General features: G+C 57.8%; 22 protein-coding genes. 9 read left to right on the forward strand and 13 right to left on the reverse strand.

Translation table 11 applies throughout. The annotated features are described in order from the left end of the window. Positions 1-15 precede the first annotated feature (15 nt). The 5 genes from IPM61_14575 to IPM61_14595 form a co-directional block, all read right to left on the reverse strand. A complete protein-coding gene (locus IPM61_14575) occupies positions 16-807 on the reverse strand; it encodes a response regulator transcription factor (GenBank protein MBK8912540.1) in 792 nt (263 codons plus the stop codon). Positions 808-1,008: 201 nt separating this feature from the next. After that, a complete protein-coding gene (locus IPM61_14580) occupies positions 1,009-3,372 on the reverse strand; it encodes a T9SS type A sorting domain-containing protein (GenBank protein ID MBK8912541.1) in 2,364 nt (787 codons plus the stop codon). Between the two features lie 38 nt (positions 3,373-3,410). Then, complete coding sequence (locus tag IPM61_14585) at positions 3,411-4,121, reverse strand: hypothetical protein (protein MBK8912542.1); 711 nt, start codon at positions 4,119-4,121, stop codon at positions 3,411-3,413. 56 nt (positions 4,122-4,177) lie between these two features. Further along, positions 4,178-5,722 carry a hypothetical protein gene (locus tag IPM61_14590; protein MBK8912543.1) on the reverse strand — a complete coding sequence of 515 codons (1,545 nt, stop codon included), beginning with the start codon at positions 5,720-5,722 and terminating at the stop codon, positions 4,178-4,180. Positions 5,723-5,829: 107 nt separating this feature from the next. Beyond that, the gene (locus IPM61_14595) at positions 5,830-6,411 is read right to left on the reverse strand and encodes an RNA polymerase sigma factor (protein MBK8912544.1); all 582 of its coding nucleotides are present in this window, start codon (positions 6,409-6,411) and stop codon (positions 5,830-5,832) included. A gap of 237 nt (positions 6,412-6,648) precedes the next feature. Between IPM61_14595 and IPM61_14600 the strand changes: the two genes are divergently transcribed. From IPM61_14600 to IPM61_14610, 3 genes are all read left to right on the forward strand, one after another. Further along, positions 6,649-7,572: an RsmE family RNA methyltransferase gene (locus IPM61_14600; GenBank protein ID MBK8912545.1), complete on the forward strand. Its 924-nt coding sequence runs from the start codon at positions 6,649-6,651 to the stop codon at positions 7,570-7,572. Between the two features lie 169 nt (positions 7,573-7,741). Further along, a complete protein-coding gene (locus tag IPM61_14605) occupies positions 7,742-8,764 on the forward strand; it encodes a dipeptide ABC transporter ATP-binding protein (protein ID MBK8912546.1) in 1,023 nt (340 codons plus the stop codon). A 3-nt stretch (positions 8,765-8,767) separates the two neighbouring features. Continuing rightward, positions 8,768-9,268, forward strand: a complete 501-nt coding sequence (locus IPM61_14610; protein ID MBK8912547.1) for a hypothetical protein — start codon at positions 8,768-8,770, stop codon at positions 9,266-9,268. 206 nt (positions 9,269-9,474) lie between these two features. Here IPM61_14610 and IPM61_14615 read toward each other — a convergent pair whose 3' ends face one another. After that, complete coding sequence (locus IPM61_14615) at positions 9,475-11,181, reverse strand: right-handed parallel beta-helix repeat-containing protein (GenBank protein MBK8912548.1); 1,707 nt, start codon at positions 11,179-11,181, stop codon at positions 9,475-9,477. Positions 11,182-11,337: 156 nt separating this feature from the next. Here IPM61_14615 and IPM61_14620 point away from each other — a divergent pair, with 156 nt between their 5' ends. After that, positions 11,338-12,237, forward strand: a complete 900-nt coding sequence (locus tag IPM61_14620; GenBank protein ID MBK8912549.1) for a PD40 domain-containing protein — start codon at positions 11,338-11,340, stop codon at positions 12,235-12,237. 123 nt (positions 12,238-12,360) lie between these two features. On the opposite strand, the gene IPM61_14625 is transcribed toward IPM61_14620, so the two are convergent. Next, complete coding sequence (locus IPM61_14625; GenBank protein MBK8912550.1) at positions 12,361-13,659, reverse strand: adenylosuccinate lyase; 1,299 nt, start codon at positions 13,657-13,659, stop codon at positions 12,361-12,363. Positions 13,660-13,736: 77 nt separating this feature from the next. On the opposite strand from IPM61_14625, the gene IPM61_14630 reads away from it, so the two are divergent. From IPM61_14630 to IPM61_14640, 3 genes are all read left to right on the forward strand, one after another. Next, complete coding sequence (locus IPM61_14630; GenBank protein MBK8912551.1) at positions 13,737-14,261, forward strand: Lrp/AsnC family transcriptional regulator; 525 nt, start codon at positions 13,737-13,739, stop codon at positions 14,259-14,261. Positions 14,262-14,334: 73 nt separating this feature from the next. Then, the gene (gene glnA, locus IPM61_14635) at positions 14,335-15,669 is read left to right on the forward strand and encodes a type I glutamate--ammonia ligase (GenBank protein ID MBK8912552.1); all 1,335 of its coding nucleotides are present in this window, start codon (positions 14,335-14,337) and stop codon (positions 15,667-15,669) included. Between the two features lie 181 nt (positions 15,670-15,850). Then, positions 15,851-16,567 (forward strand): Crp/Fnr family transcriptional regulator, encoded by a 717-nt coding sequence (locus IPM61_14640; GenBank protein MBK8912553.1) that lies wholly within the window; start codon positions 15,851-15,853, stop codon positions 16,565-16,567. A 36-nt stretch (positions 16,568-16,603) separates the two neighbouring features. Here the strand turns inward: IPM61_14640 and IPM61_14645 are convergent, their stop codons facing one another. Further along, a complete protein-coding gene (locus IPM61_14645) occupies positions 16,604-17,434 on the reverse strand; it encodes a hypothetical protein (GenBank protein ID MBK8912554.1) in 831 nt (276 codons plus the stop codon). 374 nt (positions 17,435-17,808) lie between these two features. Continuing rightward, positions 17,809-18,849 carry a cation transporter gene (locus tag IPM61_14650; GenBank protein ID MBK8912555.1) on the reverse strand — a complete coding sequence of 347 codons (1,041 nt, stop codon included), beginning with the start codon at positions 18,847-18,849 and terminating at the stop codon, positions 17,809-17,811. Positions 18,850-18,927: 78 nt separating this feature from the next. Here IPM61_14650 and IPM61_14655 point away from each other — a divergent pair, with 78 nt between their 5' ends. Then, positions 18,928-19,173 carry a hypothetical protein gene (locus IPM61_14655; GenBank protein ID MBK8912556.1) on the forward strand — a complete coding sequence of 82 codons (246 nt, stop codon included), beginning with the start codon at positions 18,928-18,930 and terminating at the stop codon, positions 19,171-19,173. Positions 19,174-19,571: 398 nt separating this feature from the next. Here the strand turns inward: IPM61_14655 and ahcY are convergent, their stop codons facing one another. The 3 genes from ahcY to IPM61_14670 form a co-directional block, all read right to left on the reverse strand. Continuing rightward, a complete protein-coding gene (gene ahcY, locus IPM61_14660) occupies positions 19,572-20,849 on the reverse strand; it encodes an adenosylhomocysteinase (GenBank protein ID MBK8912557.1) in 1,278 nt (425 codons plus the stop codon). A 62-nt stretch (positions 20,850-20,911) separates the two neighbouring features. Next, positions 20,912-22,069: a methionine adenosyltransferase gene (locus IPM61_14665; protein MBK8912558.1), complete on the reverse strand. Its 1,158-nt coding sequence runs from the start codon at positions 22,067-22,069 to the stop codon at positions 20,912-20,914. A gap of 49 nt (positions 22,070-22,118) precedes the next feature. Further along, positions 22,119-23,093: an NTP transferase domain-containing protein gene (locus IPM61_14670; GenBank protein ID MBK8912559.1), complete on the reverse strand. Its 975-nt coding sequence runs from the start codon at positions 23,091-23,093 to the stop codon at positions 22,119-22,121. 214 nt (positions 23,094-23,307) lie between these two features. Between IPM61_14670 and IPM61_14675 the strand changes: the two genes are divergently transcribed. Then, complete coding sequence (locus tag IPM61_14675; GenBank protein MBK8912560.1) at positions 23,308-25,368, forward strand: NAD(+) synthase; 2,061 nt, start codon at positions 23,308-23,310, stop codon at positions 25,366-25,368. 1 nt (position 25,369) lies between these two features. Here IPM61_14675 and IPM61_14680 read toward each other — a convergent pair whose 3' ends face one another. Next, complete coding sequence (locus IPM61_14680) at positions 25,370-25,834, reverse strand: DinB family protein (GenBank protein MBK8912561.1); 465 nt, start codon at positions 25,832-25,834, stop codon at positions 25,370-25,372. Positions 25,835-26,042 lie beyond the last annotated feature (208 nt).

Genomic DNA, 26,042 nt, shown 5'->3' on the forward strand with positions numbered 1-26,042 from the left:
TTCTCTATTGAATTTCTACGCCGACAATCCAAACTCTTGCAGCTTCTGAATAAGCTGATCCTTCCTGCGGCGGGAAACCTCCACGGAGATTCCTCCGGTCAGCATCACCGTTCCCCCTCCCAAGTCGCTTCGCACAAAGCCCCGCACGTGCTGAAGGTTCACCAAGAATGATTTATGAACCCGGAAGAATTCCGAACCATCCAGAAGCTCATCATATTCCTTCAATGGCTTGCAGGCCAGCACGTTTTCGCCGGTGCGCAGGTGGATGCTGGTGTAGTTGTTTTCGGCTTTGCAGTGGAGGATGTCGTCCACTGCAATCACGCTAAATCCGTGGAGCGAGGGGACAATCAGGCGGGCAAGTTTTTGGCGATTATCGCTGGTGTTCTCCAGCACGGCGCGAAGCCGGGCGTTGTATCCGGCCTGGCGGGCGGCGCGGGCGTTCTGCTGCTCCACCAATTTCCGCACGGCCTCTTGCAGCTCGTCAATGTCAATCGGCTTCAGCAAATAATCGGTTGCGCTGGCGCGGATTGCACGAAGCGCGTAGTGGTCGTAGGCGGTGACGAACACCACGGCAAACTCACGCTCGGGAATGGAACGGAGGAAATCGAAGCCATTTTCGCGGGGCATTTCCACATCGAGAAACACCACGTCTGGCTCGTGCTGGCTTACCCCCCAACGGGCCTCCTCGGCCGAGGCAGCCATCGCAACCACTTGGATTTCTTCTGGGCAATACCGGCCCAGGAATTGCTTCAGGGTCTCGCGGCCCAGGGTTTCATCGTCCACAATCAATGCGCGAAGCGGTTCCATAAGCAACATTCTTTGTGTTGATGGTCAGTTGAAAAACGGCGGAAGATACAACAAGCCAACAAGGGATAACTCAGCGGGGCTGTTCACTCTTAAATTTCCACGTAGGTTCTATCAACGAACAAGGCCCTGAATATCAGGGCCTTGCTCGTTGATCTACCGTGCCAACTTCCGCTGGTGCGGGAAGTCACATAGTGGGGATTGTTAGCGAAGCAGCAGAACGCTTCGGACCGTTCGGGAACGTCCGTCGTTGATGGTCAGAAGGTACATTCCGCTTGCGCTTGGGGAGCCATCGTTGCTGGTTCCGTCCCACTCAACTCTGGTTTTTCCAGCAAGCTGGTCCGGTTGGAAGCTGCGAATCAGGCGGCCAAGATGATCGCTCACCATCAACGTGGCGTTGCTCCCAAGCGGGCGGTCGGCAAGCAAGAAGGTGCTGGTGGTAAACGGATTCGGGGCCAACACCACGCGCTGCTGTTCCGAAGCCTCCGCAAAATCAACGCCCGATGGACCGGAAACCTCCAGCGTAATGGGAATCGCCAACGTTGAGTCGTCGGCTTTCAGCCGCAGCGTGGTGGAGTAGTTCCCTTTGCTGGGATTTCCCACAACGGTGATTGCCAGCGGGATTGCCCTGTTTGCCGCAATTGTTGCCGTGGTTGCGCCACCGCCATTCAGCGACGCGGCAAGGTACTGGCCGGCATCGCCGCCAACAAAGCCAAGGAATTCAACGTGAGCTTCATCGCCGCAGATATTGGAGGAAACATTCAGCCTTTCGGTGGCCGATTTCCCCTGCGAAGTTTCAATTGCCACGGCGTTGCGGTCAAGGCTTGCGGTCTTGAAGCAAACGCCTGGAAGCTCTATCACCTTGCAGTTCCCGACGTTATCGCACATCTGGATGCTCAACGGCCCGCTGGGGTCGCTGGTGGATTTGAAGAATGCGGTTGCGTCGTCGTCCATGGTTAGCGGCGCGGAGTATTGAACGCGCTTCCAACCCGGACTATTCAGCAGCCGGACATCGTTCACTCCGCTGAAATATCCTTGCGTGCGGTCGCTGATGTCAAGCTGGAATTCACCTTTTGTGCCGGATGCTTGATCCTTCACAAATGGCGCGTCGGTGTCGGGGCCAACTTGCGGAACCCACGTGGGGATCGTGTAGGTTAGGCCATCGCTGGCGGAGCCGGAGCGGAGCGTTCCGGTGAAGGTGACTCCATTAACGGCTGATAGCAGATGCCCCCCGGAAGCCACCGGAATCGTGGCGTACCAGCATGGCGTTTGGCCAATTCGGCGGGGGGTGATGCCCGCCATGCTGCCAATCGCCACACCATCAAGCTGAAGATCGCCGAACGGGTTCCCCCCATTTCCTTTGGCCAGCACCGTTAGCTGCGCTTGCTGGAATCGCTCGCCACGAAGCTCGGCCGGCGCAGCAATCGTTGCCTGGGTGGTGAACTGGTCGGCTGCGGTTAGCGGAACCATTGCCGGGGCGTTGGCCAACGGGTTGGAGTAGCCCCCACCCGTTTGATGTTGCATCACCAGAATTGGCCGGGTCGCGCTCCAGTAGCTGGCTCCATTGATCGCTGTGCCGCGAGTGTCGAACAGCTCGCCACGGTTCAGCGTCACCGTTTCCTGGCGATCAACCGATCCATCCGGCTTGCACCACGTGACGGTGATTTGGGTGTTGTAGGAGGAAGCAATCGCACGGAAGCGGCCAACTCCATTCATCGGCGCAGAGTAGTATTCCTGACCCCACAGGGAATCGGGCAGGATCATTGCCGCTTGGTGGCTGGCGTAATCTTGCACCGAGTTAAAGCTGCCGGAAACAGTGATTGGCGCACGCACGTGGCCAGTCACCACGCCGATTGGGAAATTGGAGGTGATCTCCGTCCCGCTTAAATCGCCATTCCCTTCAACGCTTTGATCTTTGAAGGCTTGGAACAGATACGTCTCCCCTTTTTTCAGCACAACTTGGACTTCCTCGCCAGCAGCTTTGGTGTATAACCGGACGCTTGGGCGGATGGTGACAAGGGTTCCATCGAAGGCGGCAACAATCTGGATTTGGCTGGTGCGGGCGGAGTTATAGGCCCCATCGGCAGCCGGAAGCGAGAGAGGAAGGTACCGCCGCCCCCACAGATTAACCGGAACCGCCGGATAGGCCGCAGCCGAAAGATAACGGGAGTGGTAGGCATAGACGGAGATCGGATCCCGCGAAAGGATGCGCACCCCGCCGCGAACAATTTCTTCGCTGATGATCTGCTCCAGCGAAGCCGGAAGCTCGATCATGGTAAGCTCGCCGGGCTTGGTGGTGAAGGATTTCACCGTCCAGTCGGTTTGGCCATTTGGAATTTCGATGGTTCCGGTGGTTGGGACCTGGGAGGTGATCCACAGCCCCAAAAACCGTGGGGATGGCTTCCGCTGCTCATCGCCGTTTTGCGGGAACGAGACGAAGTACTCCGTTCCTTGCTGGCTACTCACCATTCCATCAGCCGTGCCAATCTGTGCCGAAGCGGGAAGCAGCGGCAGCAGAAGGGCAATGCCAAGAAGGAGGAGAAATGCTGGTATGGTTCGTGCGTTCATCGGTTCTTGTCCGTGTAAAAGGAGGAGTATCGTCGGCGTTAGTTCTGGACTGCGTCGGTTTGGATCAGCACGCGGCGGGCTTCCTGGCGAAGCAAGTCGAAGTTGGTTTCTTCCCCGGGCTGCGCCGGACCGCCCGATGAAATGGGATAGGAATAACTCACCTCCTGGACCACCCCCACCCCTTCGGCAAACAGCCGCACCCACACCCCTTTTCCTGTCTCGACTTTGTTGCTGTCAACTTCGGTATATCGAACGGCAATCACGTTGTTGTAGGTTTTTCCTTCCACCCGTTTGAAGTCGTAGCGTTCAATAATTTTTGCGTGCCACGACGGCTTGTCGTCCGCAAAACCACGGCGTGGGGAGTACCACTCCCTCCCTTTTTCCATCGCGCCAACCAGCGCGTACTGGCATCCAAGATTATCATACACGATCAGCGTGTCGTTCAAAGCAAGGAACCGCGTGCGGGCCGCTGCGGCGGAAACGGTGTCGTACAGCTCGAACATGGTGTTCCCCTTGAACTGGGCCTGCGAACGTTGCACGGTCAAGTGTTCCTCGGAAGTATCCACGCTCCCCAACTGTGGGTTTTTGGATTCCTTCTTGTAGGTCATTGACAGGTTCGGGGTTGTGGGCCACGAAAACTCCGCAACGGTTGTTGGGCCTTCTGGCTCGGTGATGCTGCACGCGCTGATGGCTGTTGCCAGCAGAAGCGCCGCAAACCATATCACCCCTATGCTTCTTTTCGTCCTCATGGTATCTATTCCGTAGTTGTGTTGTTTGCTGAAGTAACGTCCGTTTCCATCCGATTTCAGAACCGGAAGAACAGCCCGTAGCGACCCTGGATCAGCGTGCCCCGGTAGGTATCGCTGGCGGTGGAGACCACACCATCGTTCAGGCTTCCCTCAATCAGCTTGCGGCGTTCCTCGCGGAGGTCGTAGCTGTAGCTGGCCACGCCGGCTCCAAGCTGTGCGCCAATGGTGTTGGTGAAGTACCACACCACAAAGGCATCGGCCCCGTACAACGTGCTGGTGGAGTTGGTCCCGAACGAGCCTTCAAAATTCAAGGCCATTTTTTCCGAAAGTGGAATCCGATAATTCCCAACAGCCTCCACCCACAATTTCTTGCTGGCATTCAGCACCGGCCCGTAGTCGTTTCCGCCGGTGATATTCTCCCCCACTTTCTGCAAGCTGACCGAGGCCAGGGTCCCATACACCATCCGCGCCCCCAAACCGAACTCCCCTTCGCCAAAGCGGTATATCGCGCCGATGCTCCGGTTGCTGAACTCACGGTCAGGGTTGGTGATCCCTTGCGGTGTTGGAGCCAGCAGCCCAAGCCGCTCGCTGTAAATCAACTCCAAGCCGTTCGCCCGTGTGGGGTCGGCAGTTGGCGAGGTGGCGACCGGAGCCGCACCTTTCCCGGAGTTGTTGTTCACGTTGTCGGGCTTGGAGGAAGGAGCGGTGCTGTTTGGCGCGGCTCCATTGCTCAGCAGTGTGGAGGCGTTGGTTCCGTTCCGGTCGCTTCCACGATTGCTGGCAAGAGTATTTCCAAGATTGCTCCCCAACGTCTGGCCATTGCTGGTTCCGTTCTGGGTCGCCAGAAGGCTGGTGGAAAGATTGAACGGCGGAGCGGTAAGCGATTGGCCATTTTCGGCTACGCTCTTCTCCGCGTTGTTGTTGGTACTGATGCTATTGGCACTGGTATTGTTTTGCTCGCTTGCCGTTGCGCTGTTCCGCAGCCCATCGGCAGCGGCAAGGCGCGGCGAATTGGAGGTTCCACCGCTGGCAACCGGAACCGGAACGCGGATGATGCGGTCGCGGTAGATCACCCTCGGCTCAGATGCCGAAGCGGAGACAGCGGACGCTGAAAGATTCGGAGCGGAGCCTGCCTTGTCAACCACTGCTTGCAGAACCGCCGCTTGCAGGGTGGTTGTTTGCAAATCCAATGACGTTGCCGGGGCGATGGTGGAAACGGCTTCAACGCTTCCCCCCTGCTGGCTTCCGGCAGCATCACCGCCGCCGAACAGGTTGCCGAACTGGGTGGACCCCAAAATGTACCCAACCACTCCGGCGGTGGCCAGGGCGATGCCGCGGCGCATCCAACCGCCCAGGAAGGGGCGGGCAACCGGGTTGGCAACAATCCCGCTTCCCCCCGCGATAGCCCCCCAAATGGCAGCGTCCTCCTCGGGGCGCAGGCCATTGGTCAGGCGGTCTTTCTCGATTGCATCACGCAAGGCCATGTGCTGGCGGAACGCGGTGCGCCGTTCGGGACTGACGGAAAGGACGTGGAGCGCCTCGGCCATCTGCTCATCGCTCAGCGTCCCTTCAAACAGCTCCTGAATGTCGTTGGTATTCATTGTGAAAAGTGTCCGTCGTCTTTATCGTTAGCGTTGTCGGTTGCTTGTTGATTCCCCTACTGTTCGTAGCAACAACTCAGCAGGGCGTTTTTTACAGGTCTGGATTTTTAATCGAACTCATCCAGCCGTTTGGCCAGGCGTTCCCGCAGCAGGTCGCGGGCCTTGAAAATTCTAAACTTCACCGCCGAAAGCGACAGCCCTGTTATCTCGACAATTTCTTGGTAGGACCGCCCCTCATATTCCCGCAGCACCAATGCTTCGCGGTAGATTTCGGGAAGCTGGGCAACTTCGTAGGCAAGGTGATCCTGCAAAGCGGTGTCGGAGCGTTCGTTGGCCATCTGGATGGCGTAGTCCTGAAGCTCGTCGAACGGCTCGGTATCCTTCTGGGTGCGGTGGATGTTTAAGCATTGATTTCGCGCCATTGAATGGATCCAACCCGTAAAATTTGTCCCCGGCACATATTTATCGCGCATCCGGTAGATGCGGATAAAGACCTCTTGCACGGCATCTTTGGCCGTGTCGCGGTCCTTCAACGTCCGGTAGCAGAACCAAAAGATTTGATTCTTGTAGCGGTCGTACAAGGTTCTGAACGCAAGTTCATCTCCGTTGCGCACGCGCAGCATCAGCTCGTCGTCATCAAGTTGACGCGGCTGAGATGATCGCCCTATGAACACATCGGTAAGGGTCACTGGTTTGATTGCGCAGAAGGGAGAAGAAGAAGGACCGCAGACATCACGTGATGTTGGAAAACGGTTGATTCAGCAAAAAATCGCCATTTACATCCGGCACAACCCGCACACCCTCCAGAATCCATCCCCCCTTTCCCTGCGGCTTGCCGAAGTACCACAATGCCTACATACTTCTAACACAGGAATTGGCCGATTTGTTAGTAACTCGCAAAAAAAATAAAGAAAGGGATCGGCGCAATGAGTGCCGTCTCCATCGCCCCATCGGGCATCGCACTGCTTCCGCCGCGCTCCCTGCTCCGCCGCAAGCGGCTTCGCATCCCCCAAAATTGGAGAAGGCGTGAAGCGGGCCAATCGGAACAGAATCGTATCATGCAGCGGAGCTGGGCGCGCCCGCAATCTGCAAACATCATAGCCTTCATGGAGCATCATTTTTCTTCCTCGATACCGGCACTTTGGTACGCCGGGCCAATCCCCCACGCCGATGGAGCTATCCGCTTGGAAGCCGATGAGGCACGCCACGCCCGAGCATTGCGGCTGGCGGTTGGGGACCGGGCAATACTGCTGGATGGCAAGGGGAGAAAGATTGAGGCGGAGGTTGTGGCGTGGGAGAAATCGGGACCACTGCTGCGATGCCTCAACAACTTGTTGGAGAGCGACGCGGGCTGGCCGTATATTGCCCTTGGCTTCGGGATGATAGATGACCGCAGCCGCGTGGAATGGCTGGTGGAAAAATCGGTTGAGCTTGGGGTGCGGGAGCTTCTGCCAATCAGGACCCAACGCTCGGAAGGGCATCTGCACCGCGAACGATTGCTGCGGGTGGCGGTGGCCGCGCTGAAGCAATCGCAACGGAGCTACCTTCCGCTGCTCCATCAGCCAACAACGCTGGTGCAAGCGCTTCGGCACAGCACGGATCCATTGATTCTTTGCCACGAGCAAAGGGTCGGGCAGCAGACTTTGAACCAAGCCCTGCAACAGCACGGCGGAAACCGAACAATGCTCCTGATTGGTCCCGAAGGAGGATTCACCGAAGCAGAAGTTGCCGAAGCCGAAGCCGCGGGCGCACTGGTGGCCACGCTTGGTCCGGCGCGATTGCGTGCCGAAACCGCAGCCATTGCCGCCGCAGCCATTGCCGGGCATCAACTGCTGGAGCACCGTAGTTGAACCCATTTAGCAGGCGGCAACGCGCTGCTTCAGCGCCGGGCGCGGGCGGGATTGTTCAAGCAACAGTGGCGACCAACCAACAAAACGATTACTGGCCAAATCTCCTTCTCCCGGCAGACATATTCCAACCGAACACTCTCCACTGATACTCTCCAACTGATAGTCTCCAATGGAAAACAACACGCTTCTTGAAATCCAGAACTTGAAGAAATACTTCCCAATCAAACGGGGGTTGCTCAGCAAGACCGTTGGCTTTGTTAAGGCCGTCAACGACATCTCGCTGACAATCCAGCGAGGGGAGACGCTGGGGCTTGTGGGGGAATCTGGTTGCGGAAAAACAACCGTTGGCCGTTCCATCCTGCGGCTGATTGAGCCGACGTCCGGGTCGGTCAAGTTTGAAGGGCGCGAGGTGACGAAGATGGAGACCAGCGAGATGCGGACGCTGCGCCGCCAGATGCAGATCATCTTCCAGGACCCGTATTCATCGCTGAACCCGCGCATCACCGTTGGGGGGATGCTGGCAGAGATCATCAAGTTCCACGGCCTGCGCAGCAGCCAAGCCGAAATACAAGAGCGGGTGGAGGAATTGCTGAACGTTGTTGGGCTTCGTCCGGAATATGCGCGGCGTTACCCGCATGAGTTCAGCGGCGGGCAGCGGCAGCGGATTGGGATTGCACGCGCTTTGTCGGTCCAGCCAAAATTTATCGTCTGCGACGAGCCGGTTTCGGCACTTGATGTTTCCATCCAGTCGCAGGTCATCAACCTTCTGGAAGATTTGCAGCGCGATTTTGGGCTGACCTACCTGTTCGTTGCCCACAACCTTTCGGTGGTGGAGCATATCAGCGACCGTGTTGCGGTGATGTATTTGGGGGAGATTGTGGAGCTTGCCACCTCGCAGGAGTTGTACACCAACCCGAAGCACCCGTACACCCAAGCCTTGATGTCGGCAGTTCCGATGCCGGACCCGCGCCGCAAGCCAAACCGGATTATCCTAACCGGCGACGTGCCAAGCCCGGCGAACCTTCCCAGCGGCTGCCACTTCCACCCGCGCTGCCCAAAAGCAATGCCGGAATGCAAAGTAGCTCACCCCAAATTAGGGGATGACGGGAAGGGGCATCACGTCCGCTGCCTGCTCTATCCAGAAAGCGTGCCAACAACCAACGCCCCGGCCGGGGCAACAGCGGAGGGCTAACCAATGAGAAAGCGGAACCTGATACTTACGGCTGGAGTATTCTTTGCTCTGTTTGGTGGAGTATCCGCGCAGGTGATGCCCGGATCGGTTGGGAGCCACGCCGCCGAGTGCCGAATCCCGATGAAAATCGTTGAGGCAGCGATTGGCGAATCAACGCTCCTCCCTGCCGAGGCACCAGCAGGCCCAGTGGCTGCAAAACAGGCTGCCGACACTCTGGGAGGAGCCGTTGCTGGGATGCGGCATTTTCTTGCACCGAACGCCCCCAATCCATTTCGGGAGACGACCACCATCAGCTACTCCATTGCCCGCACCGAGCGTGTCACGCTGAAGGTGTATGATGCGTTCTACAACCAGATCAGCGTGTTGGTGGATGAGGAGCAAGCCGCCGGCCTGCACAGCGTCGTGTTCAATGCCAACGGGCTTTCCTCCGGTTTCTTCTTCTACTCCCTGTCCACAAGCTCCCTTGCCGAACCCGACTGGGGGCGCATGGTGTTGATGCGGTGACAAGGGGATGCAGGGAGTTTCCAGCCTTCCGTTTTCGCCCTCACTCCTTCCCCAAAAAGAGACAGCCCCGACAGAATCAGAGCCGCCACCGCACTGGTAGCCGCCCTGACCTCCGTCGGGATTGATAAAAGGTCTTTAGCCTTCGGTGTCTCTCTCCTCAAAAAAACTCGGCCCCGACTCAGTCGGGGCCGCTACCACAACAAGCCTCACAGCTTCACCAACGCCACCGTTTCGCTGGCAAGTTGCAGCAGGTAGATGCCGTCTGGTTGGGACGCAAGGTCCACGGTTAGGACCTCCGATTCTGGCATAAACGAAGCCACCCGCTGGCCGCCGATCGCAAACAGTGCGGCTGGTTGATTTCGGGACACCCGGGGTAGCTCAATCAGGAACATCCCCCCTTCCCCGCGAACAACGCGAACTGCTGCGGGTCGAGGCTCCTGGGCAACGCCGCTGGTTGCTCCATTCAGCCCGGTTCCAACGGTGTTCCCTTCTGGTGGGGTTGCCAGTGCCGGCCCGCCATGCTCGTCGGCACCGATATCCACCGCGCTGCTGCGTGGGTTTCCATCATAATCGTTGGTTGTCCCGGTGGTGCTTGCTCCTTTGTCAATGCAAGGGCTTCCGGCGTTCAGATGGTGCTGGTTGTTCAGCTGCGGATCCGCTTCCATGCTCATCGCCTCCCCTTTCACGAATGCCCTCCACTCGCTGAAATTCACGGCAGCATCGCCGGCGATATCGAATTGCGCAGCCTTCCCAGCTTTGAAATAGCAGTTGTTGCTGAAGTCGTTGGTCCCCACCAACCCCATTGGGCGGATAATCGCCGTGTAATCTTCGTCTCCGGTTCCGGTGTTGTCAACAAAGATGTTGTTCTTCACCACGATTCCTTCGCACGGCATCTCCACGCTTGGTTCGGGTTCCTCGCCGTAGTACATGGAGTTATGGTTGATGAACAGCGGCGCGTGGAAATTCGTGCTTGCGGTGATGACGGTGTTGTTGATTGCTTGGCAATCCTTTGCTCCCCAAAAACCGATTCCCGCGCCGCCGGTGTTCACAATGATGTTGTTCCGTGCCATCCCCCTGATGCAATCGTAGTGGTTGGGGTTTTGGATGGTGTCGAAGAACTCCAGATCGGTATCGAACCCCAAAAAAATCCCACCGTCGCCGGTGTTGACAATCAGGTTTTGCTCAATCAAGCAATCGGTTGCTCCCCCTTTGGCATAAATCCCAGTGGTTGAGATGTCGTGGAAGTAGCAGTTGCGGACCACCATCCGCGCGGCGTTCACGTTATCAATCCCTTCGGCGTTGTGCGAGTACGGGTCGGGGTTGGTGGGGTCGTTGGCCGGACCAACTCCGCTGCGGTAAATCTCGCAGGAAAGGATGGAGATGTCCGCGCAGCCCGGGGTGAGTTTGATGCAATCGCGCCCGGTGTCGTGGATTTTGCAACCGATGATCGTCACCCCTTTCACCCCGCGCCGTTGTGACAGCTGAAGCTGCACGCCGTTGTCGTCGGTGAAGTCCCAGTTGGTTTCAAATTTCACGCCGTAGTAGTATCCCCCAACAATCTCCAACCGCTCCAGCCTTCCCCCCGTCACCTCTGGTTCGCGGTACCAGATGCAGGAGCCAATATCTTCAACATCCACGGGGGCAACAATTTTGGCCCATTGGCCACTGGCCGAGCGGATGGTGAGGTTGTTCTGGGTGATGCGAAGTTCGTTGCTTTGATACGTTCCGGTGCGTAGCTCAATCACGTCGTCGTCGGCAGCTTCCTCCAAGGCTTTCATGATCGTTTGGAACGGTTGCCCCGAACTGCCGTCGCCACCATCGCTTCCGTTTGGGCTAACATGGATTGTTCGCGCAAAAAGCATGGATGGAAACAGCGCCAGCAGTAGCAGTGGAATGGATAGTCTCCTCATCATGTTCATGTGGTTTGTTTCAAGCGTTGAGATTGGTTTCCCCCCTTCCCCTTCTGCGGGTTGAGATTGGCTTCAAAGTAATGTTAAGCTCTGACGAATCGGGCATGATTCACCGATTGATTTCGCGCCAGTCAAAAAAAAACTTCATCTTTGCCGCCGATGAAGCTCCTGTTCGCGCTCTTTCTCCTGAGCATCCCGCTCCTTGTTCCCCTTTCCGGTTGCGGCTCCAGCCGTTGCACAAGCGTTTCGGCGTTTGGCAATCTTGGGCCGGAGATCAACTCACCATTCGACGACTACGCGCCGGTGCTGCAGGATAGTGGAACGATCATCTTCACCAGCAACCGCGACATCCCCGGCACCGGAGGGCTGCGCCAGCAGTTTGCCGATTCCCGCCCGGCGCATCTTTTTTCCTCGATGCGGTTGTCCGAGCGGTGGGACGAAGCCTTTCTGTACCAGCTTGCCCCCGGCGCGGAAGGGCGCGAGGAAGCCACCATCGCATGGGCACCACAAGGGGACCCGTTTGGAATTATCGCTTACTTCTGCGGGTGCGACCGCCCGGCAGGAATCGGCGGCTGCGACCTGTACGCCGTCACCGAAGGGGACGCGGCGGCGGTGATCAATCTTGGCCCCATCATCAACTCCACGATGTGGGAAAGCCAGCCCTTCGTCACCGCCGACGGCCAGCAACTTTGGTTTGCTTCCAACCGCCCCGGAGGGATTGGGGGATATGACCTGTACGTGGCCGAACGCCAACCCGGCGGAACGTGGGGGGAACCGCGCAATGCCGGCCCGGTGGTGAATTCGCCGAACGACGAGCTTTCTCCGTTCGTGGACCCCAGCACCGGAACCTTGTACTTCGCCTCCAGAACCGCCGACCACGGGCTTGACCTGTTCCAACAAAAAAAAGGGGCAACCAAGCGCGAAGCCCTGGATGCCCCTTATAATTCCGAAGCTGATGATTTCACCCCGTACGTGATCTTGGGGAAACTCTACCTTGCCAGCAACCGCGGCGGGGGCTGCGATGGCTACGACCTGTACGCCTTCCCGTTGGAGAAGTAAGCGCGCCCCGATTCTGGCCCGCCCCGTATCGCTGCTCCAACTTCCTCACTCCCTACTCACCCTTGCCTCAGGCCCCCCCCTCCCACGCCACCTCACTCACATCTGCTCCATCGCCGCAAGTTTCTACTCCCCCAGCCCGCACCGCTGGAAGATGTGGTCAACGTTTCGGATAGATTTTTGGAGATCGCACAGGCTGTCAATCTCCTCGGGGGGAAGGAGCGCGGTCAGCTCGGCATCCCGTTTCAGGACCTGGGCGAACGGCTCGCGGGTTTGCCACACCTCCATGGCGTTCCGTTGGACCATCCGGTAGGCATCTTCGCGGCTGATGCCCCGCTTGGCCAACTCCAACAAGATCGTTTGCGAGAAGTGAAGCCCGCTGGTGATCTCCAAATTTTTCATCATGGTTTCGGGATAGACCAGCAGGCGGTCCATCATGGAGGTCATTTTGTCCAGGATGTAATCAAGGGCGATGGTGCTGTCGGGGCAGATCACCCGCTCCACCGAGGAGTGGCTGATGTCGCGCTCGTGCCACAGCGCAACATTTTCCATTGCGGCAAGGGCGTTTGCGCGGATAATCCGCGCCATTCCGCAAATCCGCTCGCTGATAATCGGGTTCCGTTTGTGCGGCATTGCGGAGCTCCCTTTCTGCCCTGCGGAGAAGTACTCCTCGGCCTCCAGCACCTCGGTCCGTTGCAAGTGGCGGATTTCGGTTGCGAACTGCTCCAGCGTTGCGGCAATCACCCCCAGGGTGGCCATGTATTCGGCATGGCGGTCGCGTTGGATTACCTGGGTTGTTACGGGGTCCGCTTTCAGCCCCAGCCGTTGGCAGACGTATTCCTCCACCTGCGGGCTAAGATGCTCGAAGGTTCCCACCGCGCCGGAGATTTGGCCGTAGGCAATCACCTCAATCGCCCGCTTCATCCGCTCGATATTCCGCACGGTTTCCTGGTGCCACAATGCCAGCTTCAGCCCGAAGGTGGTCGGCTCGGCATGGATCCCGTGCGAGCGACCGATCGTCATGGTGTATTTGAATTCCTTTGCGCGGCGGGCCAGCACATCGCGCAGGGCCTCAAGGTCGGCAAGGATGATCTCCCCCGCTTGCTTCAGTTGCACAGCAAGGCAGGTGTCCAGCACGTCGCTGCTGGTCATCCCCAGGTGGACGTAGCGGGATGGCTCGCCAACATACTCAGCCACGTTCGTCAGGAAGGCGATCACGTCGTGCTTGGTGGTCTCTTCGATTTCCAGCACCCGCGCAACGTCGAACGCACCCCGTTCGCGAATGGCTTGGGCGGCTTCGGTGGGGATGATTCCCATTTCGGCTTGGGCTTCCACCGCAAGGGTTTCAATCTCCAACCAGATGGTGTACTTGTTTTGGTCCTGCCAGATTGCGCCCATCTGCGGGCGCGTGTAACGTTCAATCATATTTTTTTCTTGTTGACTACCGTTGCTGCCTTAATTTCTTTTGTATGTTTGCGCACCTGCTTAACTAATCAAAGCCAATGCGCCTTTCCACTGATCTTGACGGCATAGACCTTGAGCTGCTTCGCATCCTTCAAACGAACGGGCGGATTAGCCAAGGGGCGTTGGCCGAGCAAGTTGGGTTATCCTCCCCTGCAGTTGCCGAGCGGCTGCGGAAGCTGGAAGACCGCGGGGTGATTCGTGGTTTCCATGCCCAGTTGGACCCGCAGTATCTGGCGCTTGACATCACCGCGTTCATCGAGGTTCGGGTGGATTCCAGCACCCACTACCCCAAATTTTTGGCAAAGGCAGTGGCGCACGAGGAGATTATGGAGTGCCACGCAATCACCGGCGACGGAAGCCACCTTATCAAGATTCGCACCAAGAACACCGCAACGCTCGAGGCGTTGTTGGCCGAGATTCAGCGGTGGTCGGGGGTGGTGAAAACCCGCACCAGTTTGGTGCTTTCCACCCACAAGGAGGGGCTTGCCATGCCGCTTATCCACGCCGACGAGGTGGTAAGCGAAGGGCGGCGCGAGCGGGGCACGAAGCCGGCACAAACATAGAGAAAGGATGGAAGACGGTTCCTGTGACAATACAAATTCAAACCCAATCAACGGAGCATTACACACAATGGGAATGACCAAACAGCAAGTGTTGGAATTAGCACACGAGCGCAACGTGCAGTTTGTGAACCTTCAGTTCACCGATATTGTTGGCGTGCTGAAAGCGGTGACAATCCCCGTTTGGAAGTTGGAAGAAGCCATTGACAACAACGTCTGGTTCGACGGAAGCTCGATTGAGGGATTCACCCGAATCCATGAAAGCGACATGTTCCTGAAGCTGGACCTGGACACGTTCGCCGTGATTCCATGGACCAAGAACTCCCCCAGCGGAACCCTTGCCCGCATCATCTGCGACGTGTTCATGCCGGATGGTTCGCCGTTCGAGGGGGACCCGCGCTATATCCTGAAACGCCAGCTTGAGCGGGCAAAGCAGATGGGATATGTGTTCAACGTTGGGCCGGAGTTGGAGTTCTTCCTGTTCAAGAAGGAGAACGGGAAATTGACGGCACTTCCCCACGACGAAGGGGGGTATTTCGACCAAACCACCGATGCCGCCGCCGAGATTCGCCAGGAGATGACGATGTCGCTGCAGGAGTTCGGCATTGACGTTGAGGCACTGCACCACGAGGTTGCGATTGGCCAGCATGAGATTGACTTCCGCTACTGCGACGCGCTTGCCGGTGCCGACGCTTCGGTGACGTTGCGGTATGCCTTCAAGTCCATTGCCCAACGCCACGGGCTGCACGCCACCTTCATGCCAAAACCGATTACCGGGATCAACGGGTCGGGGATGCACGTCCATCAATCGCTTTTCACCGCCGAAGGGAAAAACATGATGTTCGATGCCGATGGCATTTACTCACTGAGCGATTTCGCGCAGAACTTCATTGCGGGGCAGCTGCACCACATCAAGGCATTGAACGCCATTATCAACCCCACCATCAACAGCTACAAGCGATTGGTGGTTGGCTACGAAGCACCGGTGAACGTGGCTTGGGGCCAAAAAAACCGCTCGGTTCTGATCCGTGTGCCGCGCTACACCCCGGGCCGCGAGAAAGCCGTTCGCGTGGAAATCCGCTGCCCAGACCCAGCAGCAAACCCATACTTAGCCTTCGCCGTGCTGCTTGCCGCCGGGCTTGATGGCGTTGAAAAGAAGATGACCCCGCCAGCCCCCGTGGAAGATGACATCTTTGAGATGACCGCCGAGGAAGCACACGAGCGGGGAATCGGCTCGGTGGCCGCCACGCTGAAGGAGGCTCTGGACGAATTGGCCGCCAACGACGTGGTCCGTGGTGCGTTGGGTGAGTTCACCTTCAACAAATTCTACGCAGCGAAGATGCAGGAATGGGATCAGTACCGGATTGCGGTTTCGCAGTGGGAGCTGGACCGCTACCTTGAGGTCCACTAAGAAAAGACCCGAGGGAAAGCAGGATTTCCAACGATTCCTCAAGATTGCACAAACACAAACAAAGGCTGGCAGCGATTGCCGGCCTTTGTTTGTTATTTTCACACTGCCTACACAAAGCATCAGGGTGGCAATCCCACCGGAAAGCGCTGTCTTCGGTTGAACACAAACTCAGTGATGCGCCATGCTGAAACCTGCCAGAACTCCCATTCCCGAATGTGACCAATGCATTGCCAAAGGTCTTTCGATCTTCTCCGACCTGACACCAAACCAGGTGGAGTCCATTGCCGAGGTCAAAGTCTGCAAGCATTACCGCAAGGGCCAGATTATTTTCTTCGCGGGGGATAATCCAAGCGGGCTGTATTGCTTGCACCGGGGAAAAGTGAAGCTGTACAAGCATGGGAAGGATGATAAGGAGCAGATTGTCCGCTTGGCGAAAGCTGGGGATTTGATTGGCTACCGTTCTCTTCTTAGCAGCGAACCCTACTCCGCCTTCGCGGTGCCGATGGAGGATTCGACCCTTTGCTACATCCCCAAATCGGCATTCCTTTCGCTGCTGACAACAAACCAGGAATTTTCGATGCGCGTGCTGAAACTTCTTTCGGAGGAGCTTCGCCACGCCGAAGAACGGATTGTTGACATGGCGCAGAAGCCGGCAAAAGAACGGCTTGCCGAAGCGTTGCTTCTGCTGAAAGACACCTACGGCCTAAAGTCCGATAATCAAACGCTGAACGTGGTGGTAACGCGCGAAGAGCTTGCCAACATCATCGGCTCGGCAACGGAATCCACCATCCGAATTTTAAGCGAATTCCGCCAGGAAGGGAGCATTGATTTTGTGGGGCGGAAGATTCGGATTATTGACCAACAAGCATTGCTGCGGGCGGCAAACCTGTACGATTAGCCCGCTGCCAACACGCTGCAATCAAACCCTGCGGGCTTACCGGTTGTAGGTGTAATGCCAGGGTTCATACGGCGAGCGCAGCGGGCCGGAAAAACTGCTGCTTGCTGCCCGAATCGCTTCCTGAAGTTTTTTTGTCCAACCCGGCGCATCCCACCGCGAACGCACCGCGCCGGCATTGGTCCCCGCAACAATCGCCCCCCCCTGCTTCACCACAAAGTCGAACGCCCGCAACTGCCCGTGCTGCGACATCCCCGGCACAGCAACCGTTGGAACGCCTTCCAGCGCAGCATCCTGGAGTTGCTGGCGGAAGGCTTGCAGATCGGCGGAGTCGGGCGGGATGTTAAGATTGCTATCCAACGCGGCACGCATCAGTTGGCGGTACAGCGCGCTTGCCGCACGTTCCACCGAAGGCACCGTGTTCCAGCTGCTCACCTGGTCCTCCAGCGGGCGCGCCTCCAGCGTTGTTCCCAACGTATAGCCGGGGTTCAGCTGGGCAAACATTGCTTTCACCCGCTCCACTTCTGCAATCGCTTTGCGGTACGAACCGCTCCGTTTGAACCGCTCAAACTGGGAACGGGTCCAGGTCCACTCACTTTTCAAACTCCCTTGCCGGTTCAGATAGTAGCGCAAGGCCAGCAGCTTGCGGTGCGGTCCTTCAATCTGGTCCAACGTGGCTTGCGGATTCTTTGGAAGCTGAGCCACCAAGCGGTGATAATGCGCTTGGATTTTCAGCTCGGCAATGGAAGTGGGGCGCAACGCAATGCCATCCACGGCGGTGAAATCATTGAACGTTAGGCTCTCCAGGGGCATTTCCCCCAGCCCTGCCAGCATCATCATCACCACGATATGGAGCGAGAAAAAATCCATTGAATTGTTTGAGTTATTGATGCAGTTGTGTTGGGGCAATCGCCCGGCAACGGCGTAAAAACCTGCCCGATATTGTTTTGGGTCCTCCCCCTCCCCAGGCCAGAAGCGAAGCCGCGCCCCTTTCCTCAATCAGCCAATGAATCGGCAACCACGTTCCACCGGTTAATCCGGTATAATCCGGTATCTTTTCCGGCATGATCCACACCGACTCCATCAAGATAACGCCAGAGTTGCTGGTGATGGTTGCAGAGATTGATGAATTCAAAGGGGCGGGGCGAGGAATTTGGTACGGATTGGGGTGAGTTTTGTCTGGAGGGGGTAGTGGCATGGGGGTTCGATCATGCCCCCAAGCTACACCCTTCACCCCTCAATACTCACTGGCTTCCCCCCTTCCTTTGATACACCGGAATATCCACTGCTCCGGCGATGGTGAAGGGGTTGTTTTCGGCAAAAGGGTTGTGGCGGACTTCGCAGTTGGCGACGGTGCAGAAACGGCACAACGCGTTATTGCAGGGGTCCAGATGCAGCAGCAACTCCGCTTGGTTATGGAACTCGGCAGCAACGGTTTTGATAAGGACATCTTGCAGGTCGTGCGTTGCGCGGAGCGGCAGGTAGTATGGGAGCGTCAGATGGAAATCAATGAACCGCCGCTCCCCCGCGCGCCACGACCGCAGCCGGTGCATATCAATCATCTCTGGGCGGCGGGCTTTGTTGACGGCGGCCACGGTCCGCTCCAGCGTCTCAGTATCCACCGTGTTCATCAATCCATCCAATGCCTGGCGAACCAACTGGTAGCCGGTGTACAGGATGTTCAACGCCACGGCAATGGCGAACAATGGGTCCAGAATTACCACCCCAGTCAACTTCACCAGCAGCAATCCAACCAGCACGCCGATTGAGGTGAAGCTATCGGTCAGGACGTGCTTGCCGTCGGCTTCAAGAACCAGCGAGCGGGTGCGTTTCCCGGTGCGGATCAGGTAATACCCCAGCAGCAGGTTGATTGCACCCGCAGCGGCCACAATCCAAACGCCAACGTCAATATCTTTCAGGTGGCTGCCACGGATAAGGTCCAGCGTGGCTTCGTAGCAAATGGCGATTGCCGCAGCAACAATCAACGCCCCTTCTGCCCCGGCCGAGAAGTACTCCATTTTGCCATATCCATACGGGTGGCGATGGTCCGCGGGGCGGGCGATCAGAACCGTGCTGTAGAGCGCGATCCCCGTGGCAATCACGTGCACCACCGACTCCAACGCATCGGAGAGCACAGCGGCGGAGTTTGTCACCAGATAGCCCCCCATCTTCATCAGCAGCATCAGGATGCCAATCCCGAACGATAGCCACGCAGCCCGCAACCGAATCCGTTGCAGTTGTGGCTGGTCGTCATTTTTTTCTTGATCGTGTTGATGGTTGACCATGTGCGAAACTTGTGCTTATCTTGGGCGTAGCCGATGCCCACTTACCAGAGGCCTCGAAGCATCAACGAAGCATTCTGCGTGAACGAAACCAACTCTTTAACCAAACATACACCGGAGTTCATCATGTCGGGTAAACAGATTCTGGCCATCGTCTTAGCCATTGTTGTTGGCTACGTCGCTATCAAACTCTTGTTTATGGTGTTAGGCCTTGCTTGGACGCTCCTTTCGTGGGCCATTTATGCTGTGCTTGTTGGCGGGGCAATCTACCTTCTCTACAAGTTCATCTTCAACAAGATGCTAAGCAGCGGCAAGCGGCTGACCTAATCCAACGATGATGCACGAACAATGAAAAAACGGCGCGGCAGTTTTGCCGCGCCGTTTTTTTTTTCACCTCAAGGCTTCGATGGCAGGCTAAAGACTCGGCAGGCTAAAGACCTGTTATCAATCCCGACGGAGGTCGGGGCCGCTACCCCATCACCCGGTAGCCGAAGGTCTTTAGCCTTCGGTGTCTAGTCCTGATGAACGACTGGGCAGGCTAAAGACCTGTTATCAATCCCGACGGAGGTCGGGGCCGCTACCCCATCACCCGGTAGCCGAAGGTCTTTAGCCTTCGGTGTCTAGTCCTGATGAACGACTGGGCAGGCTAAAGACTGGGCAGGCTAAAGACTGGGCAGGCTAAAGACCTGCCGCTACCTGTTCATCGAAGCTGATAGCCCGGCGGATTAGGTTCCGGCGGCGTAGTTGTCCATGTACTCGATCTGCTCCGGCGTAAGCTCGTCCAGGCCGATGCTCATGGTTCCCAGCTTCAACCGTGCAATCTCTTGATCCTGCTCGGCGGGGATGTCGTAAACTTTGTTCTCCCACTGCTCGCCGTTTTTGTGCATCTCGGCAAGGCGGATTTGCGACATGAACTGGTTGGCGAATGACATATCCATCACCTCGGACGGATGCCCTTCGGCGGCGGCAAGGTTCACCAAACGGCCTTGCGCCAGCAGGTAGATACGGCGGCCATCGTTGGTGACGTACTCCTCGTTGCTGTTGCGGATTTCCCGTTTGCCGTTGGCAATGGATTCAAGGTCGGTGATGTTGATCTCGCAATCGTAGTGGCCGGTGTTGCAGACGATCGCGCCATCTTTCATGGACTCGAAATGGCGTTTGACGATCACGTCCTTGATCCCCGTTGCGGTGACGAACACGTCGCCAATTTTGGCGGCCTCGTCCATTTCCATCACCCGCATTCCTTCCAATGTTGCCTTCAAGGCGGCGGTCGGCTTCACCTCGGTGACGATGACGTTTGCCCCCATCCCCTTTGCACGAAGCGCCACCCCTTTTCCGCAGTGGCCGTAGCCCGCCACCACAAAGTTCTTCCCGGCCAGCATCACCGATGTTGCGCGGATGATGCCATCCAGAGTTGATTGTCCGGTCCCGTAAACATTGTCGAAATCCCACTTGGTTTCGGCATCGTTGACGGCAATCACCGGGTACTTCAACGCGCCGTCGTCGGCCATTGCACGCAGGCGGTGAACGCCGGTGGTGGTCTCCTCGGTTCCCCCAATAATCGTCGGAACCATGTCGGGATATTTGTTGTGGACCGTGAAGATCAGGTCCGCCCCGTCGTCCAGTGTCAGGTTCGGGTTGATGAGAAGCGTCTGGTCAATGCACCAGTAGAAATCCTCGACGCTAAGGCCGTGCCAAGCGTAGATTTTGATCCCTTCATCGGCAAGCGCGGCGGCCACCGCATCGTGGGTGGAAAGGGGGTTGCAGCCGGACCATGAGACCTCGGCACCGGCAGCGGCCAGCGTCCGGACCAGCACCGCCGTCTCCTTGGTGACGTGCAGGCAGCCGGCAATGCGGTATCCCTTCAGCGGTTGCGTTTCGGCGTACTTTGCGCGCAAGGCCATCATCACCGGCATCCGGCTTTCGGCCCATTCAATCAGTTTGCGCCCTTCGTCGGCAAGTGCCAGGTCGCGAACCTTGTACATTCCTTCCTTGTGATCCATTGTCTGAGTTTATGATGTTTGATTGAGATTGCTTGCTGGAGATTGTTTGCTGTTGTTGGCCCTTATTTCACGCCGTTTTTCAGCGTCTCGACAAGGTCTAATTTCTCCCACGTGAATCCATCGCCCTTGCGTCCGAAGTGGCCGTAGGCGGCGGTGTCGCGGTAGATTGGGCGGCGCAGCTGCAACCGCTCGATAATTCCTTGCGGGGTCATATCAACGTTCTTCTGCACGATTGCCGCCAGCGCAGCATCGCCGATCTGCCCGGTGCCATGCGTGTCAACCCGAAGCGAAACGGGCTTGGCAACGCCAATCGCATACGCCACCTGGATGGTGCACTCCTTTGCTAACCCAGCCGCCACAATGTTCTTGGCGATGTGACGTGCGGCGTAGGCTGCCGAGCGGTCCACCTTTGTGGGGTCCTTTCCGCTGAACGCGCCGCCGCCGTGCGGGGCTTTTCCGCCGTAGGTGTCAACGATGATCTTCCGCCCGGTAAGGCCGGTGTCGCCGTGTGGGCCGCCAATCTCGAACACCCCGGTTGGGTTGATGTGATACTTCACCGCAGCATTCAGCATCCCCGCAGGAATCGCTTTTGGAAGAACGTGCTCGATCAGGTCGGCCTTGATCCGCGCCTGCATCTCCTTCTTGCTTTTGAACTTGTCGTGCTGGGTGGAGACAACAATCGTGTCAACGCGGACCGGACGGTTTTGCTCGTCGTACTCGATGGTGACTTGGCTTTTGCTGTCGGGGCGAAGGTAGGGCATGGGGCTGTTCTTCATCTTGCGGACCTTTGCAAGCTGCTGAACAATTCGGTGGGCGAACATCAGCGGCATTGGCATAAGCTCCGGGGTTTCGTCGGTGGCGTAGCCGAACATCATCCCCTGGTCGCCGGCCCCGCCGGGATTCACCCCGCTGGCAATGTCGGGCGATTGGGCGTGCACCGCGTTCAGCACCCCGCAGGAATCGGCATCGAACCGCAGTTCGGGGCGGGTGTAGCCAATCTCGCGGATGACCTTCCGCGCCACCTCGGCAAAATCCACGTAGGTGGTGGTGGTGATCTCCCCCCCGATCACCACCAAGCCGGTGGTGACGAACGTTTCGCACGCCACGCGGGCGGCCGGGTCTTCTTTCAGGATTGCATCAAGGATGCCGTCGGAAATTTGGTCGGAGACTTTGTCGGGATGCCCCTCGCTGACCGACTCGGATGTGAAGAGATAGGACATGTTGAACGGTTATAGATGTGTGTTCGATTGCGGTTGCTGGAACTGAATCTTAGCCAAGATTCAGTTCGGAGCTTGCGCCGATGTTCACCCGGCGCGGCTCCCCTTTCACCTCTGCTTCCGGCCCGATAATGGAATCGGCCAGCGCCACCCCCTCCACTGTTGCGTTCTCCCCAATAATGGAATTTTCAATCATTGCGTTGCTCACCATTGCCCCTTCGGCAACGGTGGCAAACGGCCCGATGATGGAGTTGCGCACCTGCGCCCCCGGGGCGATATGCACCGGTGGGTTGATGATGCACCCCTCCAACGCCACCACGCTTGATTGCTGTTGCAGCAAGTGCCGGTTGGTTGCCAGCAAAGTCTCCGGCTTGCCGCAGTCGTACCAACCCTCCACCGGGAATGTGGTGAACGGTTCGCCACGGTCAATCATCATCTGCAAAGCGTCGGTCAGCTGATACTCCCCTTGCTTGCCGGGGTTCCCCTCCACAAGCTGGCCCAAGCATTCGGAAAGGAGCGCAGGGTTGGCGATGTAGTAAAGCCCAACAAGGGCAAGGTTGGTTGCCGGGTTCTGGGGTTTCTCCACCAGCCGTGTTATCCGCCCGTCGGCGGTTTCCACCACGCCGAACCGGCGCGGATCCTCCACCCATTTCACCCCAAGCGACGATTCCTGCCCCGCAATCACGGGACCAAGCGCAACCTGGAAGATTGTGTCGCCCAGGATAATCAGCAGCGGTTCGCTGGTGAAGGTATGGCGCGTTAAATAGATGGAGTGCCCAAGCCCCAACAGCTCCGGCTGCTCAATGAATTCAACATCAAGCTGATAGTTCTTCCGAACATACTCCTCCACCATCTCCCCCAAGTATCCAACAACAATGGAGGCGGCGCTGATCCCTTCGGCAATAAGCCGGTCAAGGATATGGCCAAGGATTGGCTTCCCGGCAACGTTCAGCAGGACTTTCGGGAGCGTATAGGTGTGTGGACGAAGGCGGCTACCAACGCCAGCTACGGGAATAATCGCACGCATGAGGGCAGGTTCATGGCTGATGACCGCGCAACTTACCAAATGCGGCACGTTTGGGGGGCGGGGTTACGGGGCGGAAAACGTAAGTTGGTGTTAGCAACGCCCCGGAATCCAGCGGAAACCACGCGCCGGGGCGGAAGAAACTGGAGAGGGATGCCACGCCGCGCTGCCAAACGGATGGCCCCGGCATTCCCACACTCGACGCTCAAGATTTTTTATGCTTCCTTTCAACTCCATCTATCGCCACGGCTTTGTTCGGGCCGCGGTCTGCGTGCCCCGGTTGCGCGTTGCCGATCCCGTTTTTAACGTGCAGCAGATGCTGCCGCTTGCGCAACAAGCAGCCGACAGCGGTGCCAGGCTGGTGCTGTTCCCCGAGCTTGGAATCAGTGCCTACAGCAACGACGACCTGTTCCAGCAAGACGCGCTGCTTGATGCGGTGCTGGCACAGTTGGGGACGATTGTTGCCGCCAGCCAAACCCTTGCCCCGGTCCTGATGGTTGGCGCGCCGCTGCGGATGGAAGGGCGGTTGTTCAACTGCGCGGTGGCCATTCACAACGGTGCAATCCTTGCCGTTTATCCAAAATCGTACCTGCCGAACTACCGGGAGTTTTACGAGAAGCGCCAGTTTTCTGCCGCGCGGGATTCGCTGTTTACGGAAGCCACACCGCTTGGCCAGCGCGTTCCGTTCGGGACGGATATTCTGCTGAACGCGACCAACGTCCCCAACCTTCTGCTCCATGCCGAACTGTGCGAAGACGTCTGGTCCCCCACCCCGCCCAGCACCCTTGCCGCGCTGGCCGGGGGGACGGTCCTCTGCAATCTTTCGGCCAGCAATATCACGATTGGGAAAGGGGCATACCGGCACGGGTTGTGCGCGGCGCAATCGGGGAAGTGTGTGGCGGCATATTTGTACACCGCTGCGGGGCTTGGGGAATCCACCACGGACCTTGCTTGGGATGGCCATGCGATGGTGTATGAGAACGGCGAGCTGCTGGCGGAATCGGAACGGTTTGCCAGCACCCCGCAGGTGATCCTTGCCGACATTGATCTTGAGCGATTGGCCCAGGACCGAATGCGGCTTACCAGCTTTGGCGATGCCGTTCACGATAACCAAGAGCGGTTGCGGAAGTTCCGGCGGGTTGATTTTGAGCTTGCCATGCCAGACCATGAGGTCCCGCTTCGGCGCGGAGTGGAGCGTTTCCCCTACGTCCCGAACAACGCTGCCGAACGGGACGAACGCTGCTTCGAGACGTACAACATCCAAGTCCACGGGCTGCAGCAGCGGTTGGCTTCCTCGGGAATCAACAAGCTGGTGATTGGGGTTTCGGGGGGATTGGACTCCACCCACGCCCTGATTGTGGCGGCCCGAACAATGGACCGCTTGGGCCTTCCGCGAACAAACATCCTGGCGTTTACCATGCCCGGCTTTGCCACCAGCGACCACACCTACAACAACGCCTGGGCCTTGATGCGCTCGCTGGGGGTGACGGCATCGGAGCTTGACATCCGCCCCTCCTCCCTGCAAATGCTCCGCGACATCGGCCACCCGTTTGTTGATGGCCAGCCGGTGTATGATGTCACGTTCGAGAATGTGCAGGCCGGGGAGCGGACCTCGCACCTGTTCCGGCTTGCGAACTTCCACAACGCGCTGGTGCTGGGGACCGGCGATTTGTCGGAGCTGGCATTGGGGTGGTGCACCTACGGCGTGGGGGATCACATGTCCCACTACAACGTCAACGCTTCGCTGCCGAAGACGCTTATCCAATATCTGATCCGCTGGGTTGCCAACACCAACCAGTTCGGTGCGGAGACCAGCGGGGTGCTTCGCTCCATTCTCGACACGGAGATTTCGCCGGAACTTATCCCCGCTTCCGCAGCCGATGCCGGGCGTCCAACCCAAAGCACCCAGCAGGTGGTTGGCCCATACGAGCTTCAAGATTTCAACCTCTATTTCATCACCCGCTACGGCTTCCGGCCAAGCAAGGTGGCGTTTTTAAGCAGCCATGCTTGGGGCAATGCCGAACGCGGTTCCTGGCCGGACGATCTGCCGGTGGAGAAGCGAAACCAGTACGACCTTCCCGCAATTCAGAAATGGCTTGAGGTCTTTCTGTTCCGCTTCTTCAAGATCAGCCAGTTCAAACGCTCCTGCGTGCCGAATGGCCCCAAAGTTGGCAGCGGCGGATCGCTTTCCCCGCGCGGCGACTGGCGCGCACCCAGCGACAGCCAGGCCGAGGTCTGGCTGCAAGAATTGCGCGATGCCCTGCCGCCCGCCGGATGATTTACCGCACGCCCCACTCCCACATCCCGTAGGAAGTTTTTTTATCCAGCGGGTGGCCGTTGGTTTTCAGGGTAAGGGCGATTTGCCCGCGATGGTGCGATTCGTGGGCAATCAGATAGCCGATAAATGCGGTTGGATGCGGCTTGAACCCCTTCACATTCTTCCCCAACTCCAACGCCGTGCGGACCATTTCGGAGATTGCGTGGGCCGAGGCTTCAAGGGCTTCGGCAAGTGCCGCCGGGTTCCCGGATGCCTCCTCTTCAAGGGTTGGCTGGCTGGCCAGCAGTTCCGGCGCGGCCACCTTCAGCCACATCAGGCGGGTTTTATGGAGATGCGCGAACTGCTCACCCACGCTTCTTCCCTTCCCACCGGCTTTGTCCGGCAGGGCTTCGGCGGGGATTGCTTCCAGCAGATAGCGGTTGATCCGGTTGTTGATCTGCCACGTTTCGATCAGTTGTTCAATCATGGAAGTTGAGTATGTGATGTTGATAGATGGGTGCCGTGTTTGGCTTTTTTCTGCCATTCCAACGCAGCCGCCTGCTATTCCAATCAATAAAAATGCGGTCTTTCCTTGTTAAAACTGTTCCTCAATTGGTCTGGCGGGTGTATCTTCGCCGCTTGTCAGGCCAGCCCGTTCCGCAATGGGTGGCATTCGGGCCTGGCAAATTTCCAGA

The sequence above is a fragment of the Chlorobiota bacterium genome (genome assembly GCA_016710285.1).
Classification (GTDB): Bacteria; Bacteroidota; Ignavibacteria; order OLB7; family OLB7; genus OLB7.

What these genes read in the sequence shown, in the direction of transcription:
- IPM61_14575 (MBK8912540.1), bottom strand. Translation starts at nt 807, where the DNA reads ATGGAACCGCTTCGCGCATTGATTGTGGACGATGAAACCCTGGGCCGC.
- IPM61_14580 (MBK8912541.1), bottom strand. Translation starts at nt 3,372, where the DNA reads ATGAACGCACGAACCATACCAGCATTTCTCCTCCTTCTTGGCATTGCC.
- IPM61_14585 (MBK8912542.1), bottom strand. Translation starts at nt 4,121, where the DNA reads ATGAGGACGAAAAGAAGCATAGGGGTGATATGGTTTGCGGCGCTTCTG.
- IPM61_14590 (MBK8912543.1), bottom strand. Translation starts at nt 5,722, where the DNA reads ATGAATACCAACGACATTCAGGAGCTGTTTGAAGGGACGCTGAGCGAT.
- IPM61_14600 (MBK8912545.1), top strand. Translation starts at nt 6,649, where the DNA reads ATGAGTGCCGTCTCCATCGCCCCATCGGGCATCGCACTGCTTCCGCCG.
- IPM61_14605 (MBK8912546.1), top strand. Translation starts at nt 7,742, where the DNA reads ATGGAAAACAACACGCTTCTTGAAATCCAGAACTTGAAGAAATACTTC.
- IPM61_14610 (MBK8912547.1), top strand. Translation starts at nt 8,768, where the DNA reads ATGAGAAAGCGGAACCTGATACTTACGGCTGGAGTATTCTTTGCTCTG.
- IPM61_14615 (MBK8912548.1), bottom strand. Translation starts at nt 11,181, where the DNA reads ATGATGAGGAGACTATCCATTCCACTGCTACTGCTGGCGCTGTTTCCA.
- IPM61_14620 (MBK8912549.1), top strand. Translation starts at nt 11,338, where the DNA reads ATGAAGCTCCTGTTCGCGCTCTTTCTCCTGAGCATCCCGCTCCTTGTT.
- IPM61_14625 (MBK8912550.1), bottom strand. Translation starts at nt 13,659, where the DNA reads ATGATTGAACGTTACACGCGCCCGCAGATGGGCGCAATCTGGCAGGAC.
- IPM61_14630 (MBK8912551.1), top strand. Translation starts at nt 13,737, where the DNA reads ATGCGCCTTTCCACTGATCTTGACGGCATAGACCTTGAGCTGCTTCGC.
- glnA (MBK8912552.1), top strand. Translation starts at nt 14,335, where the DNA reads ATGACCAAACAGCAAGTGTTGGAATTAGCACACGAGCGCAACGTGCAG.
- IPM61_14640 (MBK8912553.1), top strand. Translation starts at nt 15,851, where the DNA reads ATGCTGAAACCTGCCAGAACTCCCATTCCCGAATGTGACCAATGCATT.
- IPM61_14645 (MBK8912554.1), bottom strand. Translation starts at nt 17,434, where the DNA reads ATGGATTTTTTCTCGCTCCATATCGTGGTGATGATGATGCTGGCAGGG.
- IPM61_14650 (MBK8912555.1), bottom strand. Translation starts at nt 18,849, where the DNA reads ATGGTCAACCATCAACACGATCAAGAAAAAAATGACGACCAGCCACAA.
- ahcY (MBK8912557.1), bottom strand. Translation starts at nt 20,849, where the DNA reads ATGGATCACAAGGAAGGAATGTACAAGGTTCGCGACCTGGCACTTGCC.
- IPM61_14665 (MBK8912558.1), bottom strand. Translation starts at nt 22,069, where the DNA reads ATGTCCTATCTCTTCACATCCGAGTCGGTCAGCGAGGGGCATCCCGAC.
- IPM61_14670 (MBK8912559.1), bottom strand. Translation starts at nt 23,093, where the DNA reads ATGCGTGCGATTATTCCCGTAGCTGGCGTTGGTAGCCGCCTTCGTCCA.
- IPM61_14675 (MBK8912560.1), top strand. Translation starts at nt 23,308, where the DNA reads ATGCTTCCTTTCAACTCCATCTATCGCCACGGCTTTGTTCGGGCCGCG.
- IPM61_14680 (MBK8912561.1), bottom strand. Translation starts at nt 25,834, where the DNA reads ATGATTGAACAACTGATCGAAACGTGGCAGATCAACAACCGGATCAAC.